Origin of the sequence: Citrobacter sp. Cpo142 (genome assembly GCF_030332425.1) — a bacterium.
Lineage (GTDB): Bacteria > Pseudomonadota > Gammaproteobacteria > Enterobacterales > Enterobacteriaceae > Citrobacter > Citrobacter portucalensis.
The window spans coordinates 23,496-49,954 of record NZ_JAOWHW010000142.1 but is presented as its reverse complement, the minus strand read 5'-3'; the positions used below and the strand labels follow the sequence as shown (position 1 = coordinate 49,954).

Genomic DNA, 26,459 nt, shown 5'->3' with positions numbered 1-26,459 from the left:
GTAACGCCGGGCAACGCGAAGGTTGCCCGACTTACAGTCTATGGCTGTTATTGTGCGACTTTCTTTTTCGCCGCACGTTTAGCTTTAGTGGCGGCAGCAATTTTAAGCGTTTTTGCCGAGGGCTTTTTCGCTTTTTTATCGCCTTTCTTCTCAGCCGCATTCTTTTCCGCCTGAGGTTTGGCTCTGCCTTTCTTCTCGCCGCGGAAAGCGCTGTCCGGCTCGAAATTCACCTTTTTGCCCATCTGACGACGTTTACCGGTATTTTTACCCGCATCGCCTTTTTTGGCTTTTTCGCGGGCGGTTTTACCTTCATTACGCGGCGCACGTTCGCTGGAGATCAAGCTGAAGTCGATCTTACGCTCGTCCATGTTGACTGCTTCCACGCGAACTTCCACGCGATCGCCCAGGCGATACATCTGGCCGCTGGATTCCCCCGTCAGGCGCTGCCCAACCTGGTCGAAACGATAGTAGTCGTTATCCAGAGAGGAGACATGCACCAAGCCATCGATAAACAGTTCATCGAGACGGACAAAGAAACCAAATCCGGTCACGCTGGCAATCACGCCTTTGAAGACATTACCCACCTGGTCCAGCATGAAGTCGCACTTCAGCCAGTCAGAGACATCGCGCGTGGCTTCATCAGCACGGCGCTCGGCCATCGAACAGTGCTGACCCAGTTGCAGCATCTCTTCCATCGAATAATGGTAGCCACCGGTTTCCGTGGTGTTGCCCTTATGGCCCTGCTCCTGCGCCAGCAGATACTTAATCGCCCGGTGCAAGGAGAGATCCGGGTAACGACGGATCGGTGAAGTAAAGTGCGCATAAGATTGCAACGCCAGGCCAAAGTGACCACGGTTTTCCGGATCGTAAATCGCCTGCTTCATCGAACGCAGCAGCATGGTTTGCAGCATTTCTGCGTCAGGACGGTCAGCAATCGACTCCAGCAGTTCAGCGTAATCACGCGGCTCAGGTTTGTTGCCACCAGGCAGCTCCAGCCCCAGCTCTGCCAGGACGGAACGGAACGAGTTAATCGCTTCGGTCGTCGGCTTATCGTGAATACGGAACAGCGCTGGCTCTTTGGCTTTCTCAACGAATCGTGCCGCGGAGATGTTCGCCATGATCATGCACTCTTCAATCAACTTGTGCGCGTCGTTACGCTGCGTCTGCTCGATACGCTCGATACGGCGTTCAGCATTGAAGATAAACTTCGCTTCTTCACTCTCAAACGAGATACCGCCACGCTCTTCACGGGCTTTATCCAGCACTTTGTAGAGGTTATGCAGCTCTTCAATGTGTTTAACCAGCGGTGCGTACTGCTCACGCAGCTCCTGGTCGCCCTGCAGCATGTGCCAGACCTTAGTGTAGGTCAGACGTGCGTGGGAACTCATGACCGCTTCGTAGAATTTAAAGCCGGTTAAACGGCCTTTCGACGAAATGGTCATTTCACAGACCATACACAACCTGTCCACCTGCGGGTTGAGTGAACACAATCCGTTAGACAGCACTTCCGGCAGCATCGGAACAACCTGCGACGGGAAGTAAACGGATGTGCCACGGCTACGAGCTTCCTGGTCCAGCGGAGTCGGCGGGCGAACGTAATAGCTTACGTCAGCAATCGCCACCCATAAACGCCAACCACCGCCGCGTTTCTTCTCGCAATAAACCGCATCGTCGAAGTCGCGCGCATCTTCGCCATCGATAGTCACCAGCGGCAGATCGCGCAGATCGACACGTCCTACTTTCGCCTCTTCCGGCACTTCTTCTTTCAGTCCGGCGACCTGTTTCTCAACCGCCTGAGGCCAGATATATGGGATTTCATGAGTACGCAGGGCCATATCAACGGCCATGCTGGTTCCCATGTTGTCACCCAGCACTTCAACAATTTTACCCACCGCTTTGGTGCGGCGAGTCGGGCGCTGGGTCAGCTCAACCACGACCACAAAACCCATACGAGCGCCCATTACCTCTTCCGGCGGGATCAGGATATCGAAGCTCAGGCGGCTGTCGTCTGGGACGACAAACCCAACACCAGCATCGGTGAAGTAGCGGCCGACAATCTGGCTGGTTTTCGGCACCAGTACGCGCACAATACGCGCTTCGCGGCGACCTTTACGGTCCGCGCCCAGCGGCTGTGCCAGCACCTGATCGCCATGAATGCAGGTTTTCATCTGCTCGCTGGACAGATACAGGTCATCTTTGCGGCCTTCAACGCGCAGAAAGCCGTAGCCATCACGGTGGCCAATAACGGTACCTTTCAGCAGGTCGAGACGCTCCGGCAGCGCATAGCATTGACGACGGGTGAAGACCAGTTGTCCGTCACGCTCCATCGCGCGCAGGCGACGACGCAGCGCTTCTTGCTGCTCTTCACCTTCAATATTGAGTTCAGCGGCCAGCTCATCGCGGTTGGCCGGCTTTTCACGTTTAGTTAAATGTTCGAGGATAAATTCCCGGCTCGGGATAGGATTCGCGTATTTTTCTGCTTCGCGTTCCTGGAAAGGATCTTGTGACATGTCGGTTCCTCCGTCATCATCGCTGCTGGCGGGAGTCGTTACTCCACCAGCAATAATTTATAAAGCGGTTGATTCTTTTCAACCAAATCAGCAAGTGTGTAGTTGTCCAGTTCCGTGAGAAAACTTTGCACTGCTTTAGAAAGCGCCTGTTTGAGTCTACAGGCCGGGGTAATATGGCAAAACTCGCTGCTACAGTTGACCAACGATAAGGGTTCCAGCTCGCGAACCACATCACCAATACCAATATCCTTAGCGGGTTTACCCAGGCGGATACCGCCATTTTTTCCTCGAATAGCAGTAACAAAGCCCGCCCGGCTAAGTTGATTGATTATTTTGACCATATGATTACGGGACACGCCGTAGACTTCTGTCACCTCAGAAATACTGGTCATACGTCCTTCGGGAAGTGACGCCATGTAGATTAGCGCACGTAATCCGTAATCGGTGAAACTTGTTAACTGCACATCAACCTCAGGAAAAGGGATAAAACGGATAAACCTGGTAGTATTAATTACATTGATGATAAACCAGCCACCAGCCAGGTCGCTAATTTATTTCAGTTCGGGAAGGAAAAAAGCGAGGAACTTACGTGATTTTAAGCCGGATTCTGATGCAAAGCACCTTATCCGGCCTAAATTAGTGCAAGCGCAGCGCCGTTTGACGCTACGCTATAACCAGAATTATGCGTCGAACGGGTCGCGCAGGATCATGGTTTCAGTACGGTCTGGGCCAGTTGAGATAATATCAATCGGCACACCGGTCAGTTCTTCAATACGCTTGATGTAGTTCAGCGCTGCCTGCGGCAGACCGCTACGTTCCTTCACGCCGAAGGTGGATTCAGACCAACCCGGCATGGTTTCGTAAATCGGCTCGATACCTTTCCAGTCGTCAGCTGCCAGCGGAGTAGTCGTTACTTCGCGGCCATCCGGCATACGGTAAGCAACACAGATTTTCACCTCTTTCAAACCGTCCAGTACGTCCAGTTTGGTCAGGCAGAAGCCAGACAGGGAGTTAATCTGTACTGCACGGCGTACAGCAACGGAATCCAGCCAACCGGTACGACGACGACGACCGGTGGTCGCGCCATACTCGTTACCTTGTTTGCACAGGAACTCGCCAACGTCATCAAACAGCTCTGTCGGGAACGGACCCGCACCTACACGAGTAGAGTAAGCTTTGATGATACCCAGAACGTAGTCCACATAACGTGGACCCAGGCCGGAGCCGGTTGCCACGCCACCTGCGGTGGTGTTGGAGGACGTTACGTACGGATAGGTACCGTGGTCGATATCCAGCAGCGTACCCTGCGCACCTTCAAACATGACGAAATCGCCACGCTTACGCGCCTGGTCCAGCAGATCGGAAACATCAACAACCATTGAGGTCAGGATGTCGGCGATAGCCATCACATCATCCAGCACTTTCTGGTAGTCAACTGCTTCAACTTTATAGAAATTCACCAGCTGGAAGTTGTGATATTCCATCACTTCTTTCAGTTTTTCAGCGAAAGTTGCTTTATCAAACAGATCGCCAACACGCAGACCGCGACGAGCTACTTTGTCTTCATAAGCTGGACCGATACCACGACCGGTAGTACCGATCGCTTTCTCGCCACGCGCTTTCTCACGAGCGTTATCCAACGCAACGTGATAATCAAGGATCAGCGGACAAGCTTCAGACAGCAGCAGGCGCTCGCGAACCGGGATACCACGATCTTCCAGTCCTTTCATTTCTTTCATCAGCGCGGACGGAGACAGAACAACACCGTTACCGATGATGCTGATTACGTTTTCGCGAAGAATGCCTGATGGAATAAGATGGAGGACGGTTTTTTCACCGTTGATTACGAGAGTATGGCCTGCGTTGTGACCACCCTGGTAGCGCACAACATATTTAGCCCGTTCAGTCAGAAGATCGACGATCTTCCCTTTACCTTCGTCACCCCATTGGGTGCCCAGTACGACGACGTTGTTACCCATTTTTCAAAATCACCGTTTGCTTAAAAATGGATTCTACCACCGCTTTTTCAGATATACAGCACTTTTTGCATGCGAAAATCCGCAAATTAGTCTACTTATTGATCAGCCAATCGTTTTCCTCAACATGTAGTAGACCACAACGCCCGCAACCACAAGACCTCCACCAAAACGACGCAAAATATTTTCGGGAAGTTGCGCCATTGCGGAGATCATTTTCTTCCATGCGCTGGGATAAAGCATCGGACCCAGCCCTTCCAGCACCAAAACCAGCGCGAGCGCCAGCAAAATTGTTGAATTCATCCATCGCCCTTATATAAAAAGAAAACCACCGCATCCCTGGAGATGCCGGTGGTTTTGCTGCTTTAAAACCGCTGGAACGCGATTAGCGTGTCGCGGTATTTGGTGTCTTCATGTAGCGGAAGAAATCGCTGTCCGGGCTCATGACCATCACGTCCTGATTCCCTTCAAAGCTCTTCTCGTAAGCACGCAGGCTACGGATGAAGGCGTAGAAGTCAGGATCCTGACTGAACGCATCGGCAAACAGCTTAGCGGCTTCTGCATCGCCTTCACCGCGCATAATACGGCCCTGACGCTCAGATTCTGCCAGCGTTTTAGTGACTTCATAGTCAGCCGTTGCACGCAGTTTTTCCGCCTCTTCCTGGCCTTGTGAACGATGGCGACGCGCTACCGCTTCACGCTCAGCGCGCATACGGTTGTAGATAGCCTCGGACACTTCAGCAGGCAGGTTGATTTGCTTAATACGCACGTCAACCACTTCGATGCCCAATGCCGCCATACTGTTCGGATTGATGACCGGTACTTTACCGTTCGTTTCAGCCTGAACACGTTCAGCCGCTTCGGCAATCGCGCTATCTGCTGCCGGAGTCGCCACTTCATCTTCCGTGCCAGCAGAACCGGAGTTCAGCGCGTCACGCACTTCCAGGGTCAGACGACCGCGGGAATCGGTAACGATGTCCTTCACGTCCAGACGACCAATTTCAGAACGCAGACGGTCAGAGAACTTACGTTTCAGCAGGACTTCCGCCTGAGAAACATCGCCACCGCCCGTTGCCAGGTAGTAACGGCTAAAGTCACTGATGCGCCACTTGATGTAGGAGTCAACGATCAGGTCTTTCTTCTCTTTGGTAACAAAGCGATCGGCCTGGTTGTCCATGGTCTGAATACGCGCATCCAGCATCTTCACAGATTCAATAAACGGAATCTTGAAGTGCAGGCCTGGTGCAACGACCAGCGGCTTGTTTTCATCGTCACGCAGAACTTTACCAAAGCGCAGAGTAATACCGCGCTCGCCTTCTTTGACCACAAAGACAGACATGAACAGAACTACCAGAACGATGATGATAATCGCAATAACTGACTTACGCATCGTTATTCCCCCTGACGCTGGTAGTCGTTACGCTGCGCATTCGCGCGGCGTTGGTCCATAATATCGCCCTGACTGGTGGACGAAGTGTTGCTTGCTCCAGTGCTGGAAGTCGTTGCTGGCGGAAGACGCAGCAGGTTTGAACTGCTGTCAGTCTTTGTTGCTGGCGCACTACCACCTTTCAGCATTTGATCCAGCGGCAGAACCATAAGATTGCTACCTTTATCGTTAACCAGGACTTTGCGGGTATTGCTCAGCACTTTTTCCATGGTTTCGATATACAGACGCTCGCGGGTAATTTGCGGTGCGGCTTTATATTCCGGCAGAATTTTTGCGAAGCGAGCCACTTCACCCTGTGCTTCCAGGATGGTCTGAGTCTTATACGCACGTGCTTCTTCCAGAATACGCTGCGCCTGACCGTTTGCACGCGGCTGAACTTCGTTGGTGTACGCTTCCGCTTCACGGATGTACTGCTGTTCGTTTTCACGTGCTGCGATAGCATCGTCAAACGCGGCTTTTACTTCTTCCGGCGGACGTGCAGCCTGGAAGTTGACGTCCAGCAGGGTGATACCCATGTTGTACGGACGGATCGTTTCTTCCAGTTCACGTTGGGTGTCGCTACGAATAACGGTACGCCCTTCGGTCAGGATACGGTCCATGGTGTATTTACCGATAACCCCACGCAGGGCGCTGTCAGTAGCCTGACGCAGACTGTCATCCGCGCTGGTTACGCTAAACAGGTAACGCTGCGGATCGGTCACGCGGTACTGTACGTTCATTTCGACGCGCACGACGTTTTCGTCAGAAGTCAGCATGACGCCGGATGCGGCAAGTTCACGCACGGCTTCAACGTTGACCGGTGTCACTTCGTCGACAAAGGTCGGTTTCCAGTTCAGACCCGGTTCAACCAAATGGCTGAATTTACCGAAGCGTGTCACCACGCCACGTTCCGCTTCTTTAATGGTATAGAAACCGCTAGCCGCCCAGATAATGACGATAGCGGCCGCTGCAATAGTAAAGACTCGACCGCCCAGTTGCGGACGCGGGCCTTGCGATGAACTACCACCGCCAGAGCCTGTACCTTTACCGCCACCCAGACCACCGAGCTTTTTACTCAGTTTGCGGAAGATATCGTCCAGATCGGGAGGTCCCTGCTCGCGACCACCTTTGTTTCCATTTCCCTCAGGGTTGCCGCCAGGTTTGCTGCTTCCCCAGGGGTCGCGGTCTTGTCCGTTATTACCGGGCTGATTCCACGCCATTTTTGTGCTCCATATTTGTTATGCGATGCTATACCTGCGTCTTTTGCGCTGCCGTTGCGTTGGCTGCGTCCCTCAACGCCAGTCACATAGTTGACTATGCTCCTGGAGATTTCAGGACTTGCCGCCTTCCTGCCGCACAAAATCCACAAGGTATAGAGGCGAAAAAATCTTCAGGCCATATCCGTCAGATCAGACAACATAGTCTTCCAGTGCCGGTTCTTGTTTACAGAGGCGACGCCAGTCTACGATCGGCATACGAACCTGCAGACCTACGCTGCCGTCCTCCTCCATCCACTCTTTTTCTATTGCCTGAAGTTGATAAAACCGGCTTCTCAAACGCCCTTCCTGCGGCGGCAAACGCAACGTATGCTGCGCCACCTCACCGGAAAGTCGCTCAGTCAAAGCCTGAAAAAGTTGTGGTATACCAATCCCCGTTTGCGCTGATACCCAAACGCGAATGGGTTTATTCTCTTCATCTCTGTCGATACGCGGCTCAAAGTCATCCAACATATCGATTTTATTCATCACCAGCAGAGTCGGGATCTCATGCGCATCGATCTCTTCGAGCACCGTATCGACGGCCTCAATGTTTTCCTGCACACGAAAGTCTGCTGCATCAATAACGTGCAGCAGCAATGTCGCCTGACGTGTTTCCTGCAAGGTGGCCTTAAACGCCGCCACCAGGTCGTGCGGCAAATGACGGATAAACCCAACGGTATCCGCCAGCACTGTCTCACCCACGTCCGCAACGTCTATTCTGCGTAGCGTCGGGTCCAGGGTCGCAAACAGCTGATCCGCTGCGTAGACCTGGGCTTCGGTGATCTGGTTGAACAGGGTGGATTTTCCGGCGTTGGTATATCCCACCAGTGATACGGTTGGGACATCCGCTTTCTTGCGCGACTGTCGCCCCTGCTCACGTTGCTTTTCAACTTTTTCCAGGCGCGACTGTATCTGCAAAATGCGATTACGCAGCAAACGACGGTCGGTTTCGAGCTGGGTTTCACCCGGACCGCGCAAACCAATCCCGCCCTTTTGCCGTTCAAGGTGAGTCCAGCCACGGACCAGACGCGTAGCCATATGGCGCAACTGCGCCAGCTCAACCTGCAACTTACCCTCATGGGTTCGCGCACGCTGGGCAAAAATATCTAAAATGAGACCAGTCCTGTCGATAACAAGACACTGGCACAACTGTTCCAGGTTACGTTCCTGGGCAGGGCTTAGAGCATGATCAAAAATCACCACCGCAGCGCCAGTCGCTTTTACGGCTTCGGCAATTTCGATTGCCTTACCTTCACCAACAAAATACTTCGGGTGCGGTGCTTTACGGCTCCCGGTAATCACCTGCATTGCTTCGACACCGGCGGAAGAAACCAGAGATTCAAACTCCTGGAGGTCTTCCATATCTTTGTCTTGCGAAAAATAGATGTGTACCAGTACCGCCTGCTCACCGGCATCATAACGGTCAAACAAGCGTCAACCCCTTAATATAAATCAACGGGGAACGCAGGATCGCTGGCTCCCCGTATGTAAAACAGCTAATAACCTTATTCGGTTTCTTCGCTGTCCTGTTGCGCAGATGAACCTTGCGCGTTGCTACCGTGATGGTAGTTGCTGCCTGTGCCGCCGGTGGCATTATTGCTGTGATGAGAAACCGGACGAGACGGGACAACAGTAGAAATCGCGTGCTTATAAACCATCTGGCTGACCGTGTTTTTCAACAGGATCACGAACTGATCAAAAGACTCGATTTGACCTTGCAGCTTAATACCATTCACCAAATAAATAGAAACTGGAACACGTTCCCGACGCAGTGCGTTCAGGAACGGATCTTGTAAAGATTGCCCCTTAGCCATTCTCTCTTTTCCTTATATGCTTATTTGTACTTTGAACCTTTCGATTCTGAAAAATTGCGCACGATACGTTTCAATTGTACACATTCAGTTCGCGATAGCACCAACAACCTGTAATACTTCGTTTCGCGCCTGGTCAGGCTTTTCACTGTCAAGCCAGTGCACCCCTTCCCAACCACGCAACCAGGTTACCTGTCGCTTCGCCAACTGCCTCGTGGCGCAAACACCTCTATAAACCATTTCATCGTATGAAATTTCACCTTCAATGTATGACCACATCTGGCGATACCCTACACAACGAATGGAAGGCAAATCCGTATGCAAATCTCCACGGGCAAAAAGCGCCCGGACTTCTGCTTCAAAACCTGAAGCTAACATCTGATGAAAACGCTGCTCAATTCGCTGATGGAGCAGTTCACGGCTCGCCGGGGCGATTGCAAACTGATGCACCTGATACGGCAAAGCATCTCCTGACGTTTGCGTCAGCTCCGTTAAAGTTTTACCCGAAATGAAAAAAACTTCCAGTGCCCGGGAAAGTCTTTGCGGATCATTTGGATGAATACGCGCCGCAGCCACGGGATCGATGTCCTGAAGCTGTCGGTGTAACGCGTCCCAACCCTGCTCTGCCGCCTGCTGCTCAATTCTGGCCCTGACTTCCGGGTCCGCCGACGGTAACGGCGACAGTCCTTCAAGCAAGGCTTTGAAATATAACATTGTGCCGCCCACCAGCAACGGGATACGCCCCGCGGCGGTGATGTCGGCCATCTCGACTAACGCATCGCGACGAAAATCCGCAGCGGAGTACGCTTGCGACGGATCGCGGATATCCAACAATCGGTGCGGCGCGGCTTGTAATTCAGCTGCATCAGGCTTGGCTGTACCGATATCCATCCCCTTGTAAATAAGGGCGGAATCAACGCTTATCAACTCTATGGGCAAAACTTTACGCAATTCAATTGCTAATGCCGTTTTACCGGAGGCCGTTGGCCCCATCAAAAAAATCGCCTTTGGCAGGCTCGCCTTACGGGTATCACTCATGTTTCAGGGCATTCATTACCGAATGTAAATCAACAGGTTGTAACAGACCACCCGGCGGTGCCTTCACGAGTTGCGGGCAGAGCCGCTCAACATCCGCTAACAGCGTAATCGCCTGTGCCATGCTCCACTGTGGATGCTCGCTCATCAGGTTACGTGCGATCCACTGTGCAATATTGCCCGGCTCGAATACGGATTGCTGCGCCAGGTAGCCTATCAGTTCAGGAATCAAGATTTGTAAATTTTGTTGGCGTAAGGGTAAAGGCACAGCCCGGATGGTCACATGCTGCGCATCCAGCTGAAATTCAATGCCCAACTCAGCCAGTTGGCTCTGTCCTTTTTGCAGTGCCGCTTTTTCATCGGCGGTCACTTTTAGACGTAAAGGGATCAGTAACGGTTGAGCACAAACCGTTCCCTGACCCGGCGTTAACTGCGCCTGACGCAGCCAACGCTCAGCCACCGGCAATGCCAACAACTGAATATGGCCATCGCACTCGAGTAACGCGCAGTCTGCACCAACAATCGTTAGCACCCGGCCAAAGCCCTGACTACTGCCAGTCAGAGGCGTCGATGACGTTTCAGAGACCGGCGTTTTCCGCGTTGGAGCCGGCGTCTGCATCAGTTGCTGATAGATTTCGCCCTGCTGCTTTTGGTATCCGGGTTGAGCATGAGGCCAACTGGCTCCCGCCTGACGGCCACCGCCACTACTACTGCCACCGCTACTGCCACTTCCAGCACCAGCGGATGCTGAGTACCGCGGTGTCGCAGGTTCACGCGCGGGAGCAGGCTCGGCAAAATGGTTGCGTCCAGCAGCTACGCGGTTTTCCGGGATGTGCCTTGGGGCGGGTTCGTCGTTATCAGCCAACGGCAGCGGCGTTTCAAGCTGCTGTTGCAGGACGCTCAACACGCCCTGGTAAATAAAATCGTGCACCAGGCGAGATTGATGGAAACGGACCTCATGTTTAGCTGGGTGTACGTTGACATCCACTTGATGCGGATCGATTTCCAGATACAGCACAAATGCGGGCTGTTGATCGGCTCCCAGCTTATCTTCACAAGCCTGGCGGATAGCATGGTTGATCAGCCGGTCACGCATCATCCGACCATTCACATAGCAGTACTGGATTTCTGCCAGTGCTGCCGTTGTGTGGTTAGGATCGGCCACCCAGCCACGCAATGTTAAATCGCCATGCTGCCATTCGATCGCCAGCGCATGCTCCAGAAATGGCGTGCCGCAAATCGCACCCAGCCGGCGCTCTTTCTGCCCATCCGCGGCCACTGCCCTGTACTGTCGCACCACTTTGCCGTTGTGCGACAAATTAATCGTCACATCAAAACGTGCCAGCGCAATGCGGCGAATAATCTCGTCGATATGATTAAATTCGGTTTTCTCGGTGCGCATAAATTTGCGCCGCGCCGGGGTGTTGTAGAACAGATCTAACACCTCCAGCGTGGTTCCCACCGGATGCGCAGCGGGTTTAACTGTGACATCCATGTCACGCCCTTCGGCATACGCCTGCCAGGCTTCGGGTTGTTCTTGCGTACGCGACGTCAGGGTTAAGCGAGACACGGAGCTGATACTGGCCAGCGCTTCGCCGCGAAATCCGAGGCTCACGATGGCTTCAAGATCGTCAAGCGAGGCTATTTTACTGGTGGCATGACGCGCCAACGCCAACGCCAGCTCGTCTTTTTTAATCCCACAGCCGTTGTCACGAATACGGATAAGCTTCGCGCCGCCGCGTTCAATATCGATATCAATGCGCGTCGCACCGGCATCAATGCTGTTTTCCACCAGCTCTTTCACCACTGACGCAGGCCGCTCTACCACCTCGCCTGCGGCAATCTGGTTCGCCAGCTGTGGCGGTAGAACCTGAATCGGCATGGCTAATCCTTAATTTGTTAACGTGTTACCCGGCGATATGGCGCTGGCGGTTTGCGCCGGTGCGCCCTGCGGCCCGGTTTGCATCGGGTGCGCCTGGAAATAGTTACGCAATCCTTTGTAAATCGCCTCAGCCAGTTGCTGCTGGTAATCATCGCTCGCCAGCAGACGTTCTTCGCTGTTGTTACTGATAAAGCCGGTTTCAACCAGCACTGACGGAATATCAGGCGAACGCAGTACGCCGAGGCTAGCGTGTTCCGGGCGACGCTTATGCATCGAACCAATACGTTCTAACTGGCCGATCATGCTGGTCGCCACATCATACCCGACGCGTTGCGAATGACCGAACTGCAGATCCAGTACAGCCTGGCTGAGGTAAGGATCGGACTGGCTGTTTGCCAGCACATCGCCCGCGCCGCCCAACAGCTCCGATTGCTTCTCGTGCTGTTCCAGCCAGCCGGCCATCTCACTGTTCGCCCGACGGTTTGACAGCACCCAAACGGAAGCACCTGTGGCATCACGGTTTGGTGCGGCATCCGCGTGAATAGAAACCAGGAAATTGGCGTTTTGTTTACGCGCGACGTCTGAACGCCCCATCACCGAGATAAAGTAATCACCATCACGAGTGAGGACGCCTTTAAACATCGGGTCATCATTGAGCAAACTGCGCAGCTTGCGCGCCACGGCAATCGTGACGTTTTTCTCACGCGTGCCGCCAGGACCAATAGCGCCAGGATCCTGTCCACCGTGTCCGGCATCAATGGCAATCACCACTTTATCGCCGTTGCTGGAACTGGCGCGCGCCGCAGGGCGCGTAGAGGTATTGCTGTTAGTCACAGCCGTAGTGCGATCGTTTTCCGCTTTAAATGGATTGCGCGCTGGCTCGACAGGACGTGGGGCAACAATCGGCGCTTCAACACGCTTTGCAACCACGGGAGGTGGAGGCGGCGGCGGTGGCGCATCAGCGTTGATGGTAAACACGACGGTATAATTGCCGCCGTTCTGGCGTTTTACTGCTTCGGCTTTACCGTTCTCGGTTAAATCCACCACCAGTCGCAGAGACTGCGCATCTTTTGGCGTGCCGGAACGGATAGATTTCACCAGATTATTGCCGCTAAACAGCAGCGGTAATCCCTGAATCACTCCGGTTTGTTTAATATCCAGCGCGACGGTTCGTTTCCCGTCCTGCGAAACGGCATATTCAGGATCGCCAATAAAGCTCAGCGTAATCCGCGCCTGTTGATCGCCATTAGATACCTGAAGATCGGAGAGGCTGGCGGCCCCTGCCTGCGCGCACAGCAGGACCAGGGTTGCCATCAACCAGTTTCTGATGCGATAAATCATCCCGCCACCCTTAAGGTTAATCGGCTAAACGCGCCAGCAATAAATCACCTGATGAGGAGACTGCGCTTACACGCGCCTCTCGACCTTGCGCCTGGTATTCAATGTGTATTTCGACGTCCGGGTCTGGCAGTACACCTTTACCTTGTTGCGGCCATTCCACCAGGCAGATGGCATCATTGGCAAAATAATCGCGGATCCCCATAAATTCCAGCTCCTCTGGGTCCGCAAGTCGGTATAAATCGAAGTGATATACCATCATGTTATCGAGTGAATAGGGTTCAACCAGCGTGTAGGTGGGGCTTTTTACATTACCTTTATGACCTAATGCCTGCAGAAATCCCCGGCTAAAGGTGGTTTTACCCGCCCCCAGGTCGCCGTACAAATATATAACCGTCGCGCCGTCACAGGCTTTGGCTACCCGCAGTCCCAAGTCTAAAGTCGCCTGCTCATCAGGTAGTGGAATTACTCGATTCATCATGATAAACGTCAATCACATCAGGGTTAACAATACGCTGTAGCGTGGTAAAGAGATCTGTCGCCAGCATGCCGCGCGTACCAAAACGCGCCGCCAGCACATCCGCCGCCGCTCCGTGCGCAACACATCCCGCACATGCTGCATCATACGGGGTAAGCTTCTGTCCGAGCAATGCGCCAATAATACCGGAAAGTACATCCCCCATTCCGCCGCTGGCCATCCCGGCATTGCCGGTATCAATAATACCCAACTCCGCCTGTTCAGCAGCAACAACCGTACCCGCGCCTTTCAGCACTACCACGCCTCCGTACCGTTTTACCAGACGTTGTGCACAAAGTAAGCGATCGTCTTCAATTTCTGCAATGGAACAGCCCAGCAGTCGCGCGGCTTCACCTGGATGCGGCGTGATCACGCGATTGTGACGTTTATCGGGGTTGATTGCCAGCAGGTTCAGCGCATCCGCATCCCAGAGCATCGGTTTGCGAAAATTCTCCACTTTTTGCAGCGCTTTTTTGCCCCACTCCTGCTGACCAAGCCCGGGGCCTATCACCACCACATCCGCCCATGCCAGGCTCTCTTCCAGCGTCTGCGGCGTCAGCGCATCGACCATCAGTTCCGGTCTGGCTGTCAAAATAGGCGCGATATTTTCACTGCGCGTCAACACTTTGACCAGCCCGGCACCTGCACGCAGCGCGGCTTCTCCGGCCATGCGTATTGCGCCTGCCGTTCCGTGGTCACCGCCGATAATCACCAGCCGACCGTGGGAGCCCTTGTGCGAGGTGGGTCGACGCGGCGTTAGCCAGTGTGCAAGTTGTTGAGCATCAAAACGTTGCAATGGCGCGTTCTGCCCCGCCAGCCAGTCGTCCAGTCCGAGAGCGTTAACATGCAGACGCCCAGTGACATCGCGCGCTTTGCCGGTGAGCAGGCCCGGCTTGAGTGCAATAAAGGTAATGGTATGCGCTGCGTTGATGACCGCGCCCGGCGTCGCTCCCGTCTGCGCCAGCAGGCCGGAGGGAATATCTATCGCCACAGTAGGGGCTGGGTGAGAATTGGCACGTTCAATCAATACTGACAGAGGCTCACGCGGCGCGTGTTTTAAGCCAGTGCCTGTCAGCGCGTCGATAATCACGTCCACGTTATCTGGCCAATTGATATCAACCGCGTGAATGACGCCACCCGCGTTAAGCCAGGCATCACGCGCCTGCTGCGCCTCCTCGGGGAGCGGTTTGTCACCCTCCTGTGCCAGCAACGTGACTTCAAGACCCAGCGCTTTGGCAAGTCTTGCCACTACGTAACCATCGCCGCCGTTGTTGCCATGACCACATAGCACCAGCCAGTGCCGGGCGTTCGGATAAGCCTCACGAGTGATCTGAAACGCCGCCTCTCCCGCCCGTTGCATCAGTTCGTACAACGTCAGCCCTAAACTGTCTGCCGCCTCTCGCTCCATCCGCCCGATGTCATCGGCGTGCCAGATGGAGTGTGGTATACTTGCGGGGTTTTTCTTCATTGTATGGTCCGTCATGTCAGAGCCCCTCGATCTCAATCAGTTAGCGCAAAATATTAAGCAGTGGGGGCTGGAGCTTGGCTTTCAGCAGGTCGGTATTGCCGATACCGACCTCAGCGAAGCGGAGCCCAAACTGCAGGCCTGGCTGGATAAACAATACCACGGCGAGATGGACTGGATGGCCCGTCACGGCATGATGCGCGCCCGCCCTCACGAATTATTGCCCGGTACGCTACGTGTCATCAGCGTACGTATGAACTATCTTCCTGCCAATGCGGCCTTCGCCAGCACGTTGAAGAACCCTTCGCTGGGTTACGTCAGCCGTTACGCGCTTGGCCGCGACTACCATAAGCTGCTACGTAACCGCTTAAAAAAGCTGGGGGAGATGATTCAACAGCACTGCGTTTCGCTGAATTTTAGACCTTTTGTCGATTCTGCGCCCATTCTTGAGCGTCCGTTAGCGGAAAAAGCCGGGCTTGGCTGGACAGGTAAGCACTCACTTATCCTCAATCGCGAAGCCGGTTCATTTTTCTTCCTCGGGGAATTACTGATCGATTTACCCTTACCGGTAGACCAACCAGCAGAAGAAGGATGCGGGAAATGCGTCGCCTGCATGACCATCTGTCCCACCGGGGCCATCGTTGAACCCTACACGGTGGATGCGCGCCGCTGTATCTCTTATCTCACTATCGAACTGGAAGGCGCGATCCCGGAAGAATTTCGTCCCTTGATGGGGAATCGAATTTACGGCTGCGATGATTGCCAGCTTATTTGCCCGTGGAACCGCTATTCACAGTTGACGACAGAGGATGACTTCAACCCGCGCAAGCAGCTTCATGCTCCGGAGTTAATAGAGCTGTTTAGCTGGAGCGAAGCGTGGTTTTTAAAAGTCACGGAGGGGTCTGCCATTCGTCGTATTGGCCACCTGCGCTGGCTGCGAAATATCGCCGTTGCGTTGGGTAATGCTCCCTGGAATGAAGCCATTCTTCGCGCACTGGAAAGTCGCAGAGGTGAGCACCCACTTCTCGACGAACACATAGAGTGGGCGGTTGCTCAGCAAATTGAGAAGCGAAATACCTGCGTAGTTGAGGTGCAGCTACCGCAGAAACAACGTTTGGTCAGGGTCATTGAGAAGGGTCTGCCGCGCGACGCTTAAGTCATCCACAGCTTGTGTATAAAAATAAAAACACATTGATATTCAAGAGGGAAAAAATCGTCAAGTGATCGCATTAACAATTTGAAATGATAATTAAACCAGTAATTTCAAATGGTTAAAATAATACTATTCACCCGGCGAAGTTTTTTGCATTCCAGGAATAATACCCGAACCTGTGGATAAGTCTGTTTACAAGAGTATGTCAATGACGAAACAAAACGTCCCCAACGCAATTATTCGTTGTGGATATTTTTATTGGGGTAAGAATTTGGAGCGGGAAACGAGACTCGAACTCGCGACCCCGACCTTGGCAAGGTCGTGCTCTACCAACTGAGCTATTCCCGCTTGGGTGTGTCTGTGCTTAACAAGCACTTTCAAATTTTGGAGCGGGAAACGAGACTCGAACTCGCGACCCCGACCTTGGCAAGGTCGTGCTCTACCAACTGAGCTATTCCCGCATAATCTTCGTCTTTCGAACCGCTACTGCGTTGGCTGCCTTCATTCGCCTGAGTCACTTACTTTAGTAAGCTCCTGAGGACTCATTCAGTTGCCGCCTTGTCGCAATTCGAAATCCTGCGATTGGTGGTCTGTGCTTTACAAGCATTTTCAAATTTTGGAGCGGGAAACGAGACTCGAACTCGCGACCCCGACCTTGGCAAGGTCGTGCTCTACCAACTGAGCTATTCCCGCAAATCTGTACTGCTTTTGTTGCTGTCGTAATTCGCATTTCTGCGTCGTTACGGGAGGCGCATTATACGAGAAATCCGTTTAGCTGCAACCCCCCTGAAAGCGTTTTTTTCGAAAATTCGTTCAAGTGATTAATTTACAATCAAGCTGAACAATTTAGCGTCAAAAAACCGGTGACGCAAGCCACCGGAGAACAAAATCAAAGATTAATAAAATGTTCGCGATAGTAAGCAAGCTCAGCAACAGATTCACGAATGTCGTCCATCGCCTGATGCGTTCCCTGCTTGGTGAAGCCCGCAAGGATTTCCGGCTTCCAACGACGCGCCAGTTCTTTGAGCGTGCTGACGTCCAGATAGCGATAATGGAAATACGCCTCCAGCTCCGGCATGTATTTAAACAGGAAACGACGATCCTGTCCGATGCTGTTGCCGCAGATAGGTGATTTCCCTTCCGGAACCCACTCTTTCAAAAAAGCCAGCGTGGCCAGTTCAGCTTCACGATCGCCCATGGTGCTCGCCTTCACGCGCTCCACCAGCCCGCTACCGGTATGCGTACGTACGTTCCAGTCATCCATTAATGCCAGCTGTTCGTCGGACTGGTGCACCGCAATTGTCGGTCCTTCAGCCAGAATATTCAGGTTGGCATCCGTCACCAGCGTGGCGATCTCAATAATGCGATCGCGCTCGGGATCCAGACCTGTCATCTCCAGATCGATCCAAATCAGGTTGTTTTCATTGGCACTCATGCTATTTTCCACCCTTCAGCGTCACATTCAGTGTGACTACATTGATCTAAAATTGTGTGTATCATAAATGTTTTGCCCATCATGGGCGACCAGGAGCCAGTCCGATTGAGTAAGAATAAACTCTCCAAAGGCCAACAGCGCCGTGTGAACGCCAATCACCAGCGTCGTCTTAAAACGTCCACGGAGAAGCCCGACTACGACGACAACCTGTTTGGCGAAACCGCCGAAGGCATCGTTATCAGCCGTTTTGGCATGCATGCCGACGTAGAGTCTGCTGACGGTGAAATTCACCGTTGCAACATCCGCCGTACAATTCGCTCGCTGGTGACCGGCGATCGCGTAGTCTGGCGCCCGGGTAAAGCGGCAGCTGAAGGCGTGAATGTCAAAGGTATCGTTGAAGCGGTACACGATCGTACCTCGGTACTGACACGACCCGACTTTTACGACGGGGTAAAGCCTATTGCCGCCAACATCGACCAGATCGTTATTGTCTCAGCCATCTTACCCGAGCTGTCACTCAATATTATCGACCGGTATCTGGTAGCCTGCGAAACGCTACACGTTGAACCGATTATCGTGCTGAATAAGATCGATCTGCTGGATGATGAAGGCATGGCCTTCGTTAACGAACAGATGGATATCTATCGCAACATTGGCTATCGGGTGTTGATGGTATCAAGCCGCACAAAAGACGGCCTGAAACCGCTTGAAGAAGCATTAACCGATCGCATCAGCATTTTTGCCGGTCAGTCGGGCGTAGGTAAATCCAGCCTGCTCAATAATCTCCTCGGCCTGCAGGAAGAGATCCTGACCAATGATGTCTCCGACAACTCCGGCCTTGGACAGCACACCACCACGGCCTCTCGCCTGTATCATTTCCCGCACGGCGGCGACGTTATTGACTCCCCTGGCGTGCGTGAGTTTGGACTGTGGCATCTGGAGCCGGAACAAATCACGCATGGCTTTGTCGAATTTCATGACTATCTGGGCCATTGCAAATACCGCGACTGCAAGCATGATACCGATCCAGGCTGCGCTATCCGTGAGGCTGTAGAAAAAGGGGCCATAGCCGAAACCCGGTTTGAAAATTATCACCGCATCCTGGAAAGCATGGCGCAGGTAAAAACGCGTAAAAACTTTTCTGATACAGACAACTGACAACTAAGCTAAGCATCGCTAGAATCGTCCCCCTTTTTTCAGGATCCGGCCCGTATGCCGGATCGGGAACAAATTATGGCCTGGAGGCTACCTTGTTAAACTCATTTAAGCTTTCGCTACAATACATTCTGCCGAAACTATGGCTCACTCGCCTGGCGGGTTGGGGTGCGAGCAAACGAGCGGGATGGTTGACCAAACTGGTTATCGATCTGTTCGTGAAATATTACAAGGTCGATATGAAAGAGGCGCAAAAGCCGGACACCGCCAGCTATCGCACCTTTAACGACTTCTTTGTTCGCCCGCTGCGCGACGATGCTCGCCCGATTAACACCGATCCAAACGTACTGGTCATGCCCGCTGACGGCGTGATCAACCAGTTAGGTAACATTGAAGAAGACAAACTGCTGCAGGCTAAAGGGCACAGCTATACCCTTGAAGCGCTGCTGGCTGGCAACTACCAGATGGCGGATAAATTCCGCAACGGTACGTTTGTAACCACTTACTTGTCTCCACGCGATTACCACCGTGTACACATGCCGTGTAACGGTATCCTGCGTGAAATGATGTACGTGCCGGGCGATCTCTTCTCTGTAAACATCCTGACTGCGCAAAACGTACCGAACCTGTTTGCCCGCAACGAACGTGTAATCTGTCTGTTTGATACCGAATTTGGCCCGATGGTGCAGATTCTGGTCGGCGCGACCATAGTCGGCAGCATTGAAACCACATGGGCTGGCACCATTACCCCACCACGAGAAGGCGTCATCAAGCGCTGGACCTGGCCGGAAGGCGAAAGCGAAGGGTCGGTGGCGCTGCTGAAAGGTCAGGAAATGGGCCGCTTTAAGCTCGGTTCCACCGTCATCAACCTGTTCGCACCTGGCAAAGTTAACCTGGTTGAGCAATTGCAGGATCTTTCCGTGACTAAAATCGGCCAGCCAATGGCCATCTCGACCGAGACTTTCGTGACGCCAGAGGCAGAACCGGCCCCGCTGGCGAAAGAAGAGATCGAAGCAGAACACGATGCCAGCCCGCTGGTTGACGACAAAAAAGACGAAAGTTAAACATAGGAATCGCTGCTGTGCGCCTGATTATCACTTTTCTGATGGCCTGGTGCCTCAGCCTGGGGGCGTACGCTGCGACGGCCCCCGATGCCAAACAACTCACCCAGGAACTGGAGCAAGCAAAGGCGGCAAAACCCGCTCAGCCAGAAACCGTTGAGGCGCTCCAGTCCGCGCTGAATGCCCTTGAGGAGCGTAAAGGCTCTCTCGAGCGCGCCCAGCAATACCAGCAAGTTATTGATAACTTCCCCAAGCTGTCCGCAACGTTACGCGCGCAGCTTAGCAACCTGCGTGATGAACCGCGCAATGTGCCAACCGGACTCACTACCGATGCGTTAAACCAGGAGATCCTCCAGGTTAGCAGCCAACTGCTGGAAAAGAGTCGTCAGGCCCAGCAGGAGCAGGATCGCGCCCGGGAAATCGCCGACTCGTTAAGCCAGCTTCCTCAACAGCAAACCGATGCCCGCCGCCAGCTCAATGAGCTTGAGCGACGCATTGGTACCGCCAACGGCAATTCCGCACAGAATCAGGCGATGCAGGCTGAATCCGCCAAACTTAAAGCCCAGGTCGATGAACTGGAGCTGGCGCAGCTTTCTGCCAATAACCGTCAGGAACTGGCGCGTATGCGCTCCGAACTGGCGGAAAAACAGAGTCAACAACTCGACACTTACCTGCAGGCTTTGCGCAATCAACTCAACAGTCAACGTCAGCGTGAAGCTGAGCGAGCGCTGGAAAGCACCGAACTGCTGGCGGAAAACAGCGCGGGACTGCCGGAAGGCATTGTCGACCAGTTCAAGGTGAACCGCGAGCTGTCTCAGGCCTTAAACCAGCAAGCACAGCGTATGGACCTGGTCGCTTCGCAGCAGCGTCAGGCCGCCAGCCAAACGCTGCAGGTGCGTCAGGCATTGAATACGCTGCGAGAGCAGTCTCAGTGGCTTGGGGTTTCAAATATGCTGGGAGAAGCGCTGCGAGCGCAGGTATCCCGTCTGCCGGAAATGCCTAAACCTCAGCAGTTGGATACCGAAATGGCGCAGCTTCGCGTACACCGCATGCGCTATGAGGATCTCCTCAACAAACAGCCGCAGCTGCGTCAGATTCATCAGGCCGATGGACAACCGCTGACCGCTGAACAGAGCAGCATCCTCAACGCCCAGCTACGGACCCAGCGTGAGCTGCTGAACTCATTGTTACAGGGTGGCGATACGCTGATCCTTGAGCTGACCAAGCTCAAAGTTTCCAACAGCCAACTGGAAGATGCGCTAAAAGAGGTCAACGAAGCGACGCACCGCTACCTGTTCTGGACGTCAGACGTTAGCCCTATCTCCCTCTCCTGGCCTGTCGACATCGTTCAGGATCTGCGGCGTCTGATTTCATTAGATACGTTTAATCAGTTGGGCCAGGCCAGCATCATGATGCTGACCAGCAAAGAAACGCTGCTACCGCTGTTCGCGGCGTTGGTGCTGGTTGGCTTTAGCCTCTCTTCGCGCAAGCACTTCACCCGTTTCCTTGAACGCTCGTCCGCGCGGGTCGGGAAAGTCACCCAGGACCACTTCTGGCTGACAATACGCACGGTATTCTGGTCAATACTCGTCGCTTCGCCGTTGCCAGTACTGTGGGCAACGCTCGGTTACGGATTGCAGGAAGCCTGGCCTTATCCGTTGGCTGTCGCGATCGGCGATGGCGTTACCGCCACGGTGCCCATGCTGTGGGCGGTAATGATCTGCGCTACCTTTGCGCGTCCCAACGGTCTGTTTATTGCCCACTTTGGCTGGCCGCGGAACCGCGTCGCGAAAGCCATGCACTATTACCTGATGAGCATCGGGCTGATTGTCCCGTTGATCATGGCGGTGATTATGTTTGATAACCTCAATGACCGGGAATTCTCCGCCTCACTGGGGCGTCTGTGCTTTATTCTGATTTGCGGTGCGCTGGCTGTCGTAACCCTGAGCCTGAAACGCGCCGGGATACCGCTGTACCTCGATAAAGAGGGCAACAGCGATAACATGGTCAACAGCATGCTATGGAATTTGCTGATGGGTGCGCCGCTGATTGCTATTCTCGCCGCAGCGGTGGGCTATCTCGCTACGTCACAAGCCTTGCTGGCGCGTCTGGAAACGTCCGTAGCGATTTGGTTCTTATTGCTGGTGGTGTATCACGTTATCCGCCGTTGGATGCTAATTCAGCGCCGCCGCCTGGCGTTTGACCGCGCCAAGCATCGACGCGCTGAAATGCTGGCGCAGCGCGCGCGAGGCGAAGAAGAACCACCGCATTCCACCAGCCTTGAAGGCGCGATTGACGTTGATGAAAGCGAAGTGGATTTGGATGCTATCAGCGCACAATCGCTGCGCCTGGTGCGTTCTATCCTGATGCTTATCGCCCTGCTCTCGGTCATTGTACTGTGGTCAGAAATTCATTCCGCTTTCGGCTTCCTGGAAAACATCTCGTTGTGGGATGTCACCTCCACGGTTCAGGGCGTGGAAAGCTTAGAACCGATAACGCTGGGCGCAGTGCTTATCGCGATTCTGGTGTTTATCATCACCACCCAGTTGGTGCGTAACCTACCCGCACTGCTGGAGCTGGCGCTGCTGCAACATCTTGATTTAACCCCCGGTACCGGTTATGCCATCACCACCATCACCAAGTATCTGCTGATGCTGATTGGCGGTCTGGTTGGCTTCTCGATGATCGGTATTGAATGGTCCAAACTGCAATGGCTGGTGGCGGCTCTCGGTGTTGGTCTGGGCTTTGGTTTGCAGGAGATCTTCGCCAACTTTATTTCCGGCCTGATAATCCTGTTTGAAAAACCAATCCGCATTGGCGACACGGTGACGATTCGCGATCTTACCGGTAGCGTGACGAAGATTAATACCCGTGCCACCACTATCAGCGACTGGGACCGCAAAGAGATCATCGTGCCCAACAAAGCCTTTATCACCGAACAGTTTATCAACTGGTCGTTATCCGATTCCGTTACCCGTGTGGTGTTAACCATCCCGGCACCGTCGGAGGCGAACAGCGAGGAGGTTACGCAGATCCTGCTGACTGCCGCGCAGCGCTGTTCTCTGGTTATCGATAATCCGGCACCTGAAGTCTTTCTGGTTGACCTGCAGCAGGGGATTCAAATCTTCGAACTGCGTATTTATGCCGCAGAGATGGGACATCGCATGCCGCTGCGCCATGAAATCCACCAGCTAATTCTGGCAGGCTTCCGCGAGCACGGTATTGATATGCCGTTCCCTCCGTTCCAGATGCGTCTGGAAAGCCTCGGCGGTAAGCAAACAGGGAGAACATTAAGTTCTGCAGGAAGAGGCAGTCGCCCGGCAGGGAGTTTGTAACGCACAATGCGGGCAAGAAATGCCGGATGGCGACCTGTGGGGTCTTATCCGGCCTACGAAGATGCTTCTTTGTAGGCCGGATTAGGCAGGTCGTTTATTCCACCGCCCACTCAGGTTCATTGGTCGTGCGGCGGCTGTAGTTCTGATAAATCGCCATCGCCAGCAGTGAGAAGAAGATCGGGCCGCCGGTCATCCACAGTGCGCTGTTCCAGTCCCCGGCTTCAATCACCGGCTGGATGATGGTGAACACGTTGGCAAACGTCACCACCAGCACGACCACACCCGTTGCCAGCAGCGTCGCTGCCCGGGTTTTAAAGACCACAAATGGTCTTTCCAGACCCGGACGGGCTTTAAAGAACGGAAACGCCAGCGCGAGGAACAGATACGGCAGCGTCATCGAGACGTTCGCCATCAGCGTCAGTTTGTTATAGAACGCTGAAGCCGTATCGCCACCAAACGAAACCAGCAGGATAAACAGGCTCACCAGCAGGCACTGCAACCACATTGCCGTCGTCGGCATCCCTACGGCATTCAGTTTGGTCATCGGCGCGGGCCACAACGCCTTCGGCGTGCCTTGAATAATCGCTTTCAGCGGTGAGTAGCTGAGGGTGAAAAAAGCACCGGTATAGGCAAGGAACATGGAAAGCCCGGTAATACGTGCAAACCATACGCCCATCACCATTGCGGCATCAGGGGAAAGATGTAGCGCATTACCCAACGTCATTCCGAGGCTTTTCATCAGGATATAGGTAATATTCCCGAGGTTAACTGAGCTATTACTTAATACCTGCTGCCAGTTGGTGCTAACGCCCCATAAAAAGATGGCCAGTGAATAACCAACAGAAATGACAATAGCGGCAAAGACAATGCCTTTTGCAAAGTTCTTTTCTGGTTTTTCTGTTTTATCAACCAGTCCCCCCACAGCTTCAATTCCGCCGTAAGCAAAAATGGCAAACACAACAAATGACAACATTGCCAGTCCGGACTGATATCCGGGATTAGGCGAAGTGATGAAATTAATATCCTGTGCAAAGTGGCCACCAGTTAATAACAAAATAGCGACACTCACTAACAACAGAACTAAATTAAGACACATTACGGCAATTCCACCTACAGCCGTAATACGCGCAATCTTATTAATACCCCGGGATGCCACGCAGGTCACCAGGATCATCCAACCGACGGCGAGCAACCCGACAACCTGCGTAGGCTCAAGCCCTGCAATACGCCAGTGCTGCGTCATGTCTGCGCCAAACAAGAAGGTTGAAAAAGGTACCCAGACTTTCGCCGCGGTGCTTACCATCCATATCACATAAGAAGAAAACCACATAAACGTGCCGATAAACGCATAACGCGGTCCAACGCTATTATTCATCCACGAATAGATTCCCCCCTCTTCTTTCCGATAGGCAGAACCCATTTCCGCCATCATTAAAGCAAATGGAATAAAGAATAATAATGCAGAAAATATATACCACGGTATTGCACTATACCCCATTAAATAGAACGCGGAGGGGCTATTAGCAAAACCGAAAACTGACGTAAATATCATGAGAATGAGACCTATCAGGCTCATCTTTTTTATTGTTTGGGTCATTAAACCATCCCTTACTCTGGCAAGCGTTTAACAAACGCCGCTCACCGGTTGGCACTGCTCTCTTTGCAGAGTTCAGCGATAAAAAAATCAACACAGAATTGATACCTAAACGATATCAAATATCCAGGTGTAAATTGTGGCTATTAGAGGGGAAATGAAAAAATATGCTACAAAGTGGCGATTAAGCCGCCACTTTGTATTGCAGAAGAGTAAGTTATGCGCGATCGACTGTAAATGCGATTACCTCGGCCAGGCTCTCTGCGCCCAGCGCGAGCATCACCAGACGGTCAACACCCAGCGCCACGCCTGAGCAATCCGGCATGCCCACTTTCAGCGCTTCCAGCAGGTTGGTATCGATAGGTTGCTGCGGCAGGCCACGTGCGGCGCGTTTGCGGTTATCCTGTTCAAATCGCTGCTGCTGTTCGCGCGCGTCGGTCAATTCATGGAAACCATTCGCCAGCTCAATACCTTTGTAATAAACCTCGAAACGTTCAGCCACGCGGTGATCTTCGGTACTGATTTGCGCCAGTGATGCCTGGCTGGCCGGGAAATGATACACAAACGTCGGTTTGTCTTTACCAATATGCGGTTCAACGCCCATCGTAAACAGCAGTTGCAGTAAGGTATCCCGGTCTTCTTCGGTATCAGCGATATTGCTGAGATCCAATTTCGCCGCCGCTTCCCGCAGTTGGGTTTTATCCGCAGACAGCGGGTCAATCTCCAGATGGCGCTGAAAGGCCTGCTGGTAAGAAAGGCTTTCCGCAGGCGAACAGTCCAACACCTGCTGGAGCAAATCATCCACTTCATTCATCAGGCGATACATATCGTAATGCGGACGATACCACTCAAGCATGGTGAATTCAGGGTTGTGATGACGCCCCATCTCTTCATTACGGAAGCTGCGGCATAATTGATACACTGGGCCGCACCCTGCCACCAGCAGGCGCTTCATATGGTATTCAGGGCTGGTCATTAAATAGAGATTCATTCCCTGGGAGTGCCCAGGGCCGACGAAACGCGTTTCGAACGGGAACAGATGGATGTCCGTCACCGTTGCCTGACTCATACAAGGGGTCTCAACCTCAAGCACGCCACGATCGGCAAAAAAGCGGCGAATCTCCGCTATAATTGCTGCACGTTTCAACAGATTGGGGATGGACGCGCTCGGCTGCCAGGTTGCCGTTTCGCTCATGGTTGTTTCTCCGATTTAAGACAAGGGCACGAAGTCTACTCGTATCGCGCTAACGAGACAAATTTCGCGCACCAGTAATCAGCACTGGCAATTGGATAAAAAAGCGACACAGGGTGGTTTAGTAATTAAATTAATCAAATTCAATGATAATTCCCCCCTCTGATACGCTAAAAAAATCGAACACGTCAAATTTCCCGCACATCCCTAAGACTATACTATTGTACCTATAAAGGAGCAGTGGAAACGCGTTCATAACCTGTTTGAAGCCGATGAAGCATCTGATTCAGGCAGGGATGAAATAACAACAATCTG

The 26,459-nt window shown here is 53.1% G+C and carries 20 protein-coding genes and 3 tRNA genes; 4 read left to right on the top strand and 19 right to left on the bottom strand.

Annotated features, from left to right (window positions below; all coding sequences use genetic code 11):
• Nucleotides 1-47 precede the first annotated feature (47 nt).
• From rnr to nnr, 13 genes are all read right to left on the bottom strand, one after another.
• Nucleotides 48-2,510 (bottom strand): ribonuclease R, encoded by a 2,463-nt coding sequence (rnr, locus tag OGY18_RS21490; RefSeq protein ID WP_126319451.1) that lies wholly within the window; start codon nucleotides 2,508-2,510, stop codon nucleotides 48-50.
• A 38-nt stretch (nucleotides 2,511-2,548) separates the two neighbouring features.
• Nucleotides 2,549-2,974, bottom strand: a complete 426-nt coding sequence (gene nsrR, locus OGY18_RS21485) for a nitric oxide-sensing transcriptional repressor NsrR (protein WP_003830485.1) — start codon at nucleotides 2,972-2,974, stop codon at nucleotides 2,549-2,551.
• A gap of 216 nt (nucleotides 2,975-3,190) precedes the next feature.
• Nucleotides 3,191-4,489: an adenylosuccinate synthase gene (gene purA, locus OGY18_RS21480; protein ID WP_003025606.1), complete on the bottom strand. Its 1,299-nt coding sequence runs from the start codon at nucleotides 4,487-4,489 to the stop codon at nucleotides 3,191-3,193.
• Between the two features lie 102 nt (nucleotides 4,490-4,591).
• On the bottom strand, nucleotides 4,592-4,789 hold the full coding sequence (locus OGY18_RS21475; RefSeq protein WP_003025602.1) for a DUF2065 domain-containing protein: 198 nt from the start codon (nucleotides 4,787-4,789) through the stop codon (nucleotides 4,592-4,594).
• Nucleotides 4,790-4,871: 82 nt separating this feature from the next.
• Nucleotides 4,872-5,876, bottom strand: a complete 1,005-nt coding sequence (gene hflC / locus OGY18_RS21470) for a protease modulator HflC (RefSeq protein ID WP_003830491.1) — start codon at nucleotides 5,874-5,876, stop codon at nucleotides 4,872-4,874.
• Nucleotides 5,877-5,878: 2 nt separating this feature from the next.
• Nucleotides 5,879-7,132, bottom strand: a complete 1,254-nt coding sequence (gene hflK, locus OGY18_RS21465) for an FtsH protease activity modulator HflK (RefSeq protein ID WP_063941660.1) — start codon at nucleotides 7,130-7,132, stop codon at nucleotides 5,879-5,881.
• Between the two features lie 189 nt (nucleotides 7,133-7,321).
• The gene (gene hflX, locus OGY18_RS21460; protein WP_003830495.1) at nucleotides 7,322-8,602 is read right to left on the bottom strand and encodes a ribosome rescue GTPase HflX; all 1,281 of its coding nucleotides are present in this window, start codon (nucleotides 8,600-8,602) and stop codon (nucleotides 7,322-7,324) included.
• A gap of 74 nt (nucleotides 8,603-8,676) precedes the next feature.
• The gene (hfq, locus tag OGY18_RS21455; protein ID WP_003025584.1) at nucleotides 8,677-8,985 is read right to left on the bottom strand and encodes an RNA chaperone Hfq; all 309 of its coding nucleotides are present in this window, start codon (nucleotides 8,983-8,985) and stop codon (nucleotides 8,677-8,679) included.
• Between the two features lie 84 nt (nucleotides 8,986-9,069).
• Nucleotides 9,070-10,020, bottom strand: coding sequence for a tRNA (adenosine(37)-N6)-dimethylallyltransferase MiaA (gene miaA / locus OGY18_RS21450; protein WP_003830497.1), 951 nt, complete (start codon nucleotides 10,018-10,020; stop codon nucleotides 9,070-9,072).
• Complete coding sequence (gene mutL, locus OGY18_RS21445) at nucleotides 10,013-11,899, bottom strand: DNA mismatch repair endonuclease MutL (protein ID WP_126319455.1); 1,887 nt, start codon at nucleotides 11,897-11,899, stop codon at nucleotides 10,013-10,015. Before mutL ends, miaA begins: the two co-directional genes overlap by 8 nt.
• 9 nt (nucleotides 11,900-11,908) lie before the next feature.
• Entirely contained in the window at nucleotides 11,909-13,240 is a 1,332-nt protein-coding gene (amiB, locus tag OGY18_RS21440; protein ID WP_003830500.1) for an N-acetylmuramoyl-L-alanine amidase AmiB, read from the bottom strand.
• Nucleotides 13,241-13,256: 16 nt separating this feature from the next.
• Complete coding sequence (gene tsaE / locus OGY18_RS21435; protein WP_003830502.1) at nucleotides 13,257-13,718, bottom strand: tRNA (adenosine(37)-N6)-threonylcarbamoyltransferase complex ATPase subunit type 1 TsaE; 462 nt, start codon at nucleotides 13,716-13,718, stop codon at nucleotides 13,257-13,259.
• Nucleotides 13,690-15,237: a bifunctional ADP-dependent NAD(P)H-hydrate dehydratase/NAD(P)H-hydrate epimerase gene (gene nnr / locus OGY18_RS21430; RefSeq protein WP_198579513.1), complete on the bottom strand. Its 1,548-nt coding sequence runs from the start codon at nucleotides 15,235-15,237 to the stop codon at nucleotides 13,690-13,692. The genes tsaE and nnr overlap by 29 nt, the downstream gene beginning before the upstream one ends.
• Here nnr and queG point away from each other — a divergent pair.
• A complete protein-coding gene (gene queG, locus OGY18_RS21425) occupies nucleotides 15,236-16,375 on the top strand; it encodes a tRNA epoxyqueuosine(34) reductase QueG (RefSeq protein ID WP_126319459.1) in 1,140 nt (379 codons plus the stop codon). The two genes, nnr and queG, sit on opposite strands and share 2 nt — an antisense overlap.
• A 269-nt stretch (nucleotides 16,376-16,644) precedes the next feature.
• Here the strand turns inward: queG and OGY18_RS21420 are convergent.
• From OGY18_RS21420 to orn, 4 genes are all read right to left on the bottom strand, one after another.
• Nucleotides 16,645-16,720, bottom strand: a tRNA-Gly gene (locus OGY18_RS21420).
• Between the two features lie 37 nt (nucleotides 16,721-16,757).
• Nucleotides 16,758-16,833, bottom strand: a tRNA-Gly gene (locus OGY18_RS21415).
• A 156-nt stretch (nucleotides 16,834-16,989) separates the two neighbouring features.
• Nucleotides 16,990-17,065: transfer RNA gene (locus OGY18_RS21410), tRNA-Gly, on the bottom strand.
• Between the two features lie 196 nt (nucleotides 17,066-17,261).
• A complete protein-coding gene (orn, locus tag OGY18_RS21405) occupies nucleotides 17,262-17,807 on the bottom strand; it encodes an oligoribonuclease (protein ID WP_020996267.1) in 546 nt (181 codons plus the stop codon).
• Nucleotides 17,808-17,912: 105 nt separating this feature from the next.
• On the opposite strand from orn, the gene rsgA reads away from it, so the two are divergent.
• The 3 genes from rsgA (at nucleotide 17,913) to mscM (ending at nucleotide 23,358) form a co-directional block, all read left to right on the top strand.
• Nucleotides 17,913-18,965, top strand: coding sequence for a small ribosomal subunit biogenesis GTPase RsgA (gene rsgA, locus OGY18_RS21400; RefSeq protein ID WP_170974257.1), 1,053 nt, complete (start codon nucleotides 17,913-17,915; stop codon nucleotides 18,963-18,965).
• A gap of 92 nt (nucleotides 18,966-19,057) precedes the next feature.
• Nucleotides 19,058-20,026: an archaetidylserine decarboxylase gene (gene asd, locus OGY18_RS21395; protein ID WP_003830511.1), complete on the top strand. Its 969-nt coding sequence runs from the start codon at nucleotides 19,058-19,060 to the stop codon at nucleotides 20,024-20,026.
• Between the two features lie 17 nt (nucleotides 20,027-20,043).
• Complete coding sequence (gene mscM / locus OGY18_RS21390) at nucleotides 20,044-23,358, top strand: miniconductance mechanosensitive channel MscM (protein WP_003830513.1); 3,315 nt, start codon at nucleotides 20,044-20,046, stop codon at nucleotides 23,356-23,358.
• A 94-nt stretch (nucleotides 23,359-23,452) separates the two neighbouring features.
• Here mscM and yjeM read toward each other — a convergent pair whose 3' ends face one another.
• Nucleotides 23,453-24,955, bottom strand: coding sequence for a glutamate/gamma-aminobutyrate family transporter YjeM (gene yjeM, locus OGY18_RS21385; RefSeq protein ID WP_286554296.1), 1,503 nt, complete (start codon nucleotides 24,953-24,955; stop codon nucleotides 23,453-23,455).
• A 214-nt stretch (nucleotides 24,956-25,169) separates the two neighbouring features.
• Nucleotides 25,170-26,147, bottom strand: coding sequence for an elongation factor P--(R)-beta-lysine ligase (gene epmA / locus OGY18_RS21380; RefSeq protein WP_079939036.1), 978 nt, complete (start codon nucleotides 26,145-26,147; stop codon nucleotides 25,170-25,172).
• Between the last annotated feature and the right edge of the window lie 312 nt (nucleotides 26,148-26,459).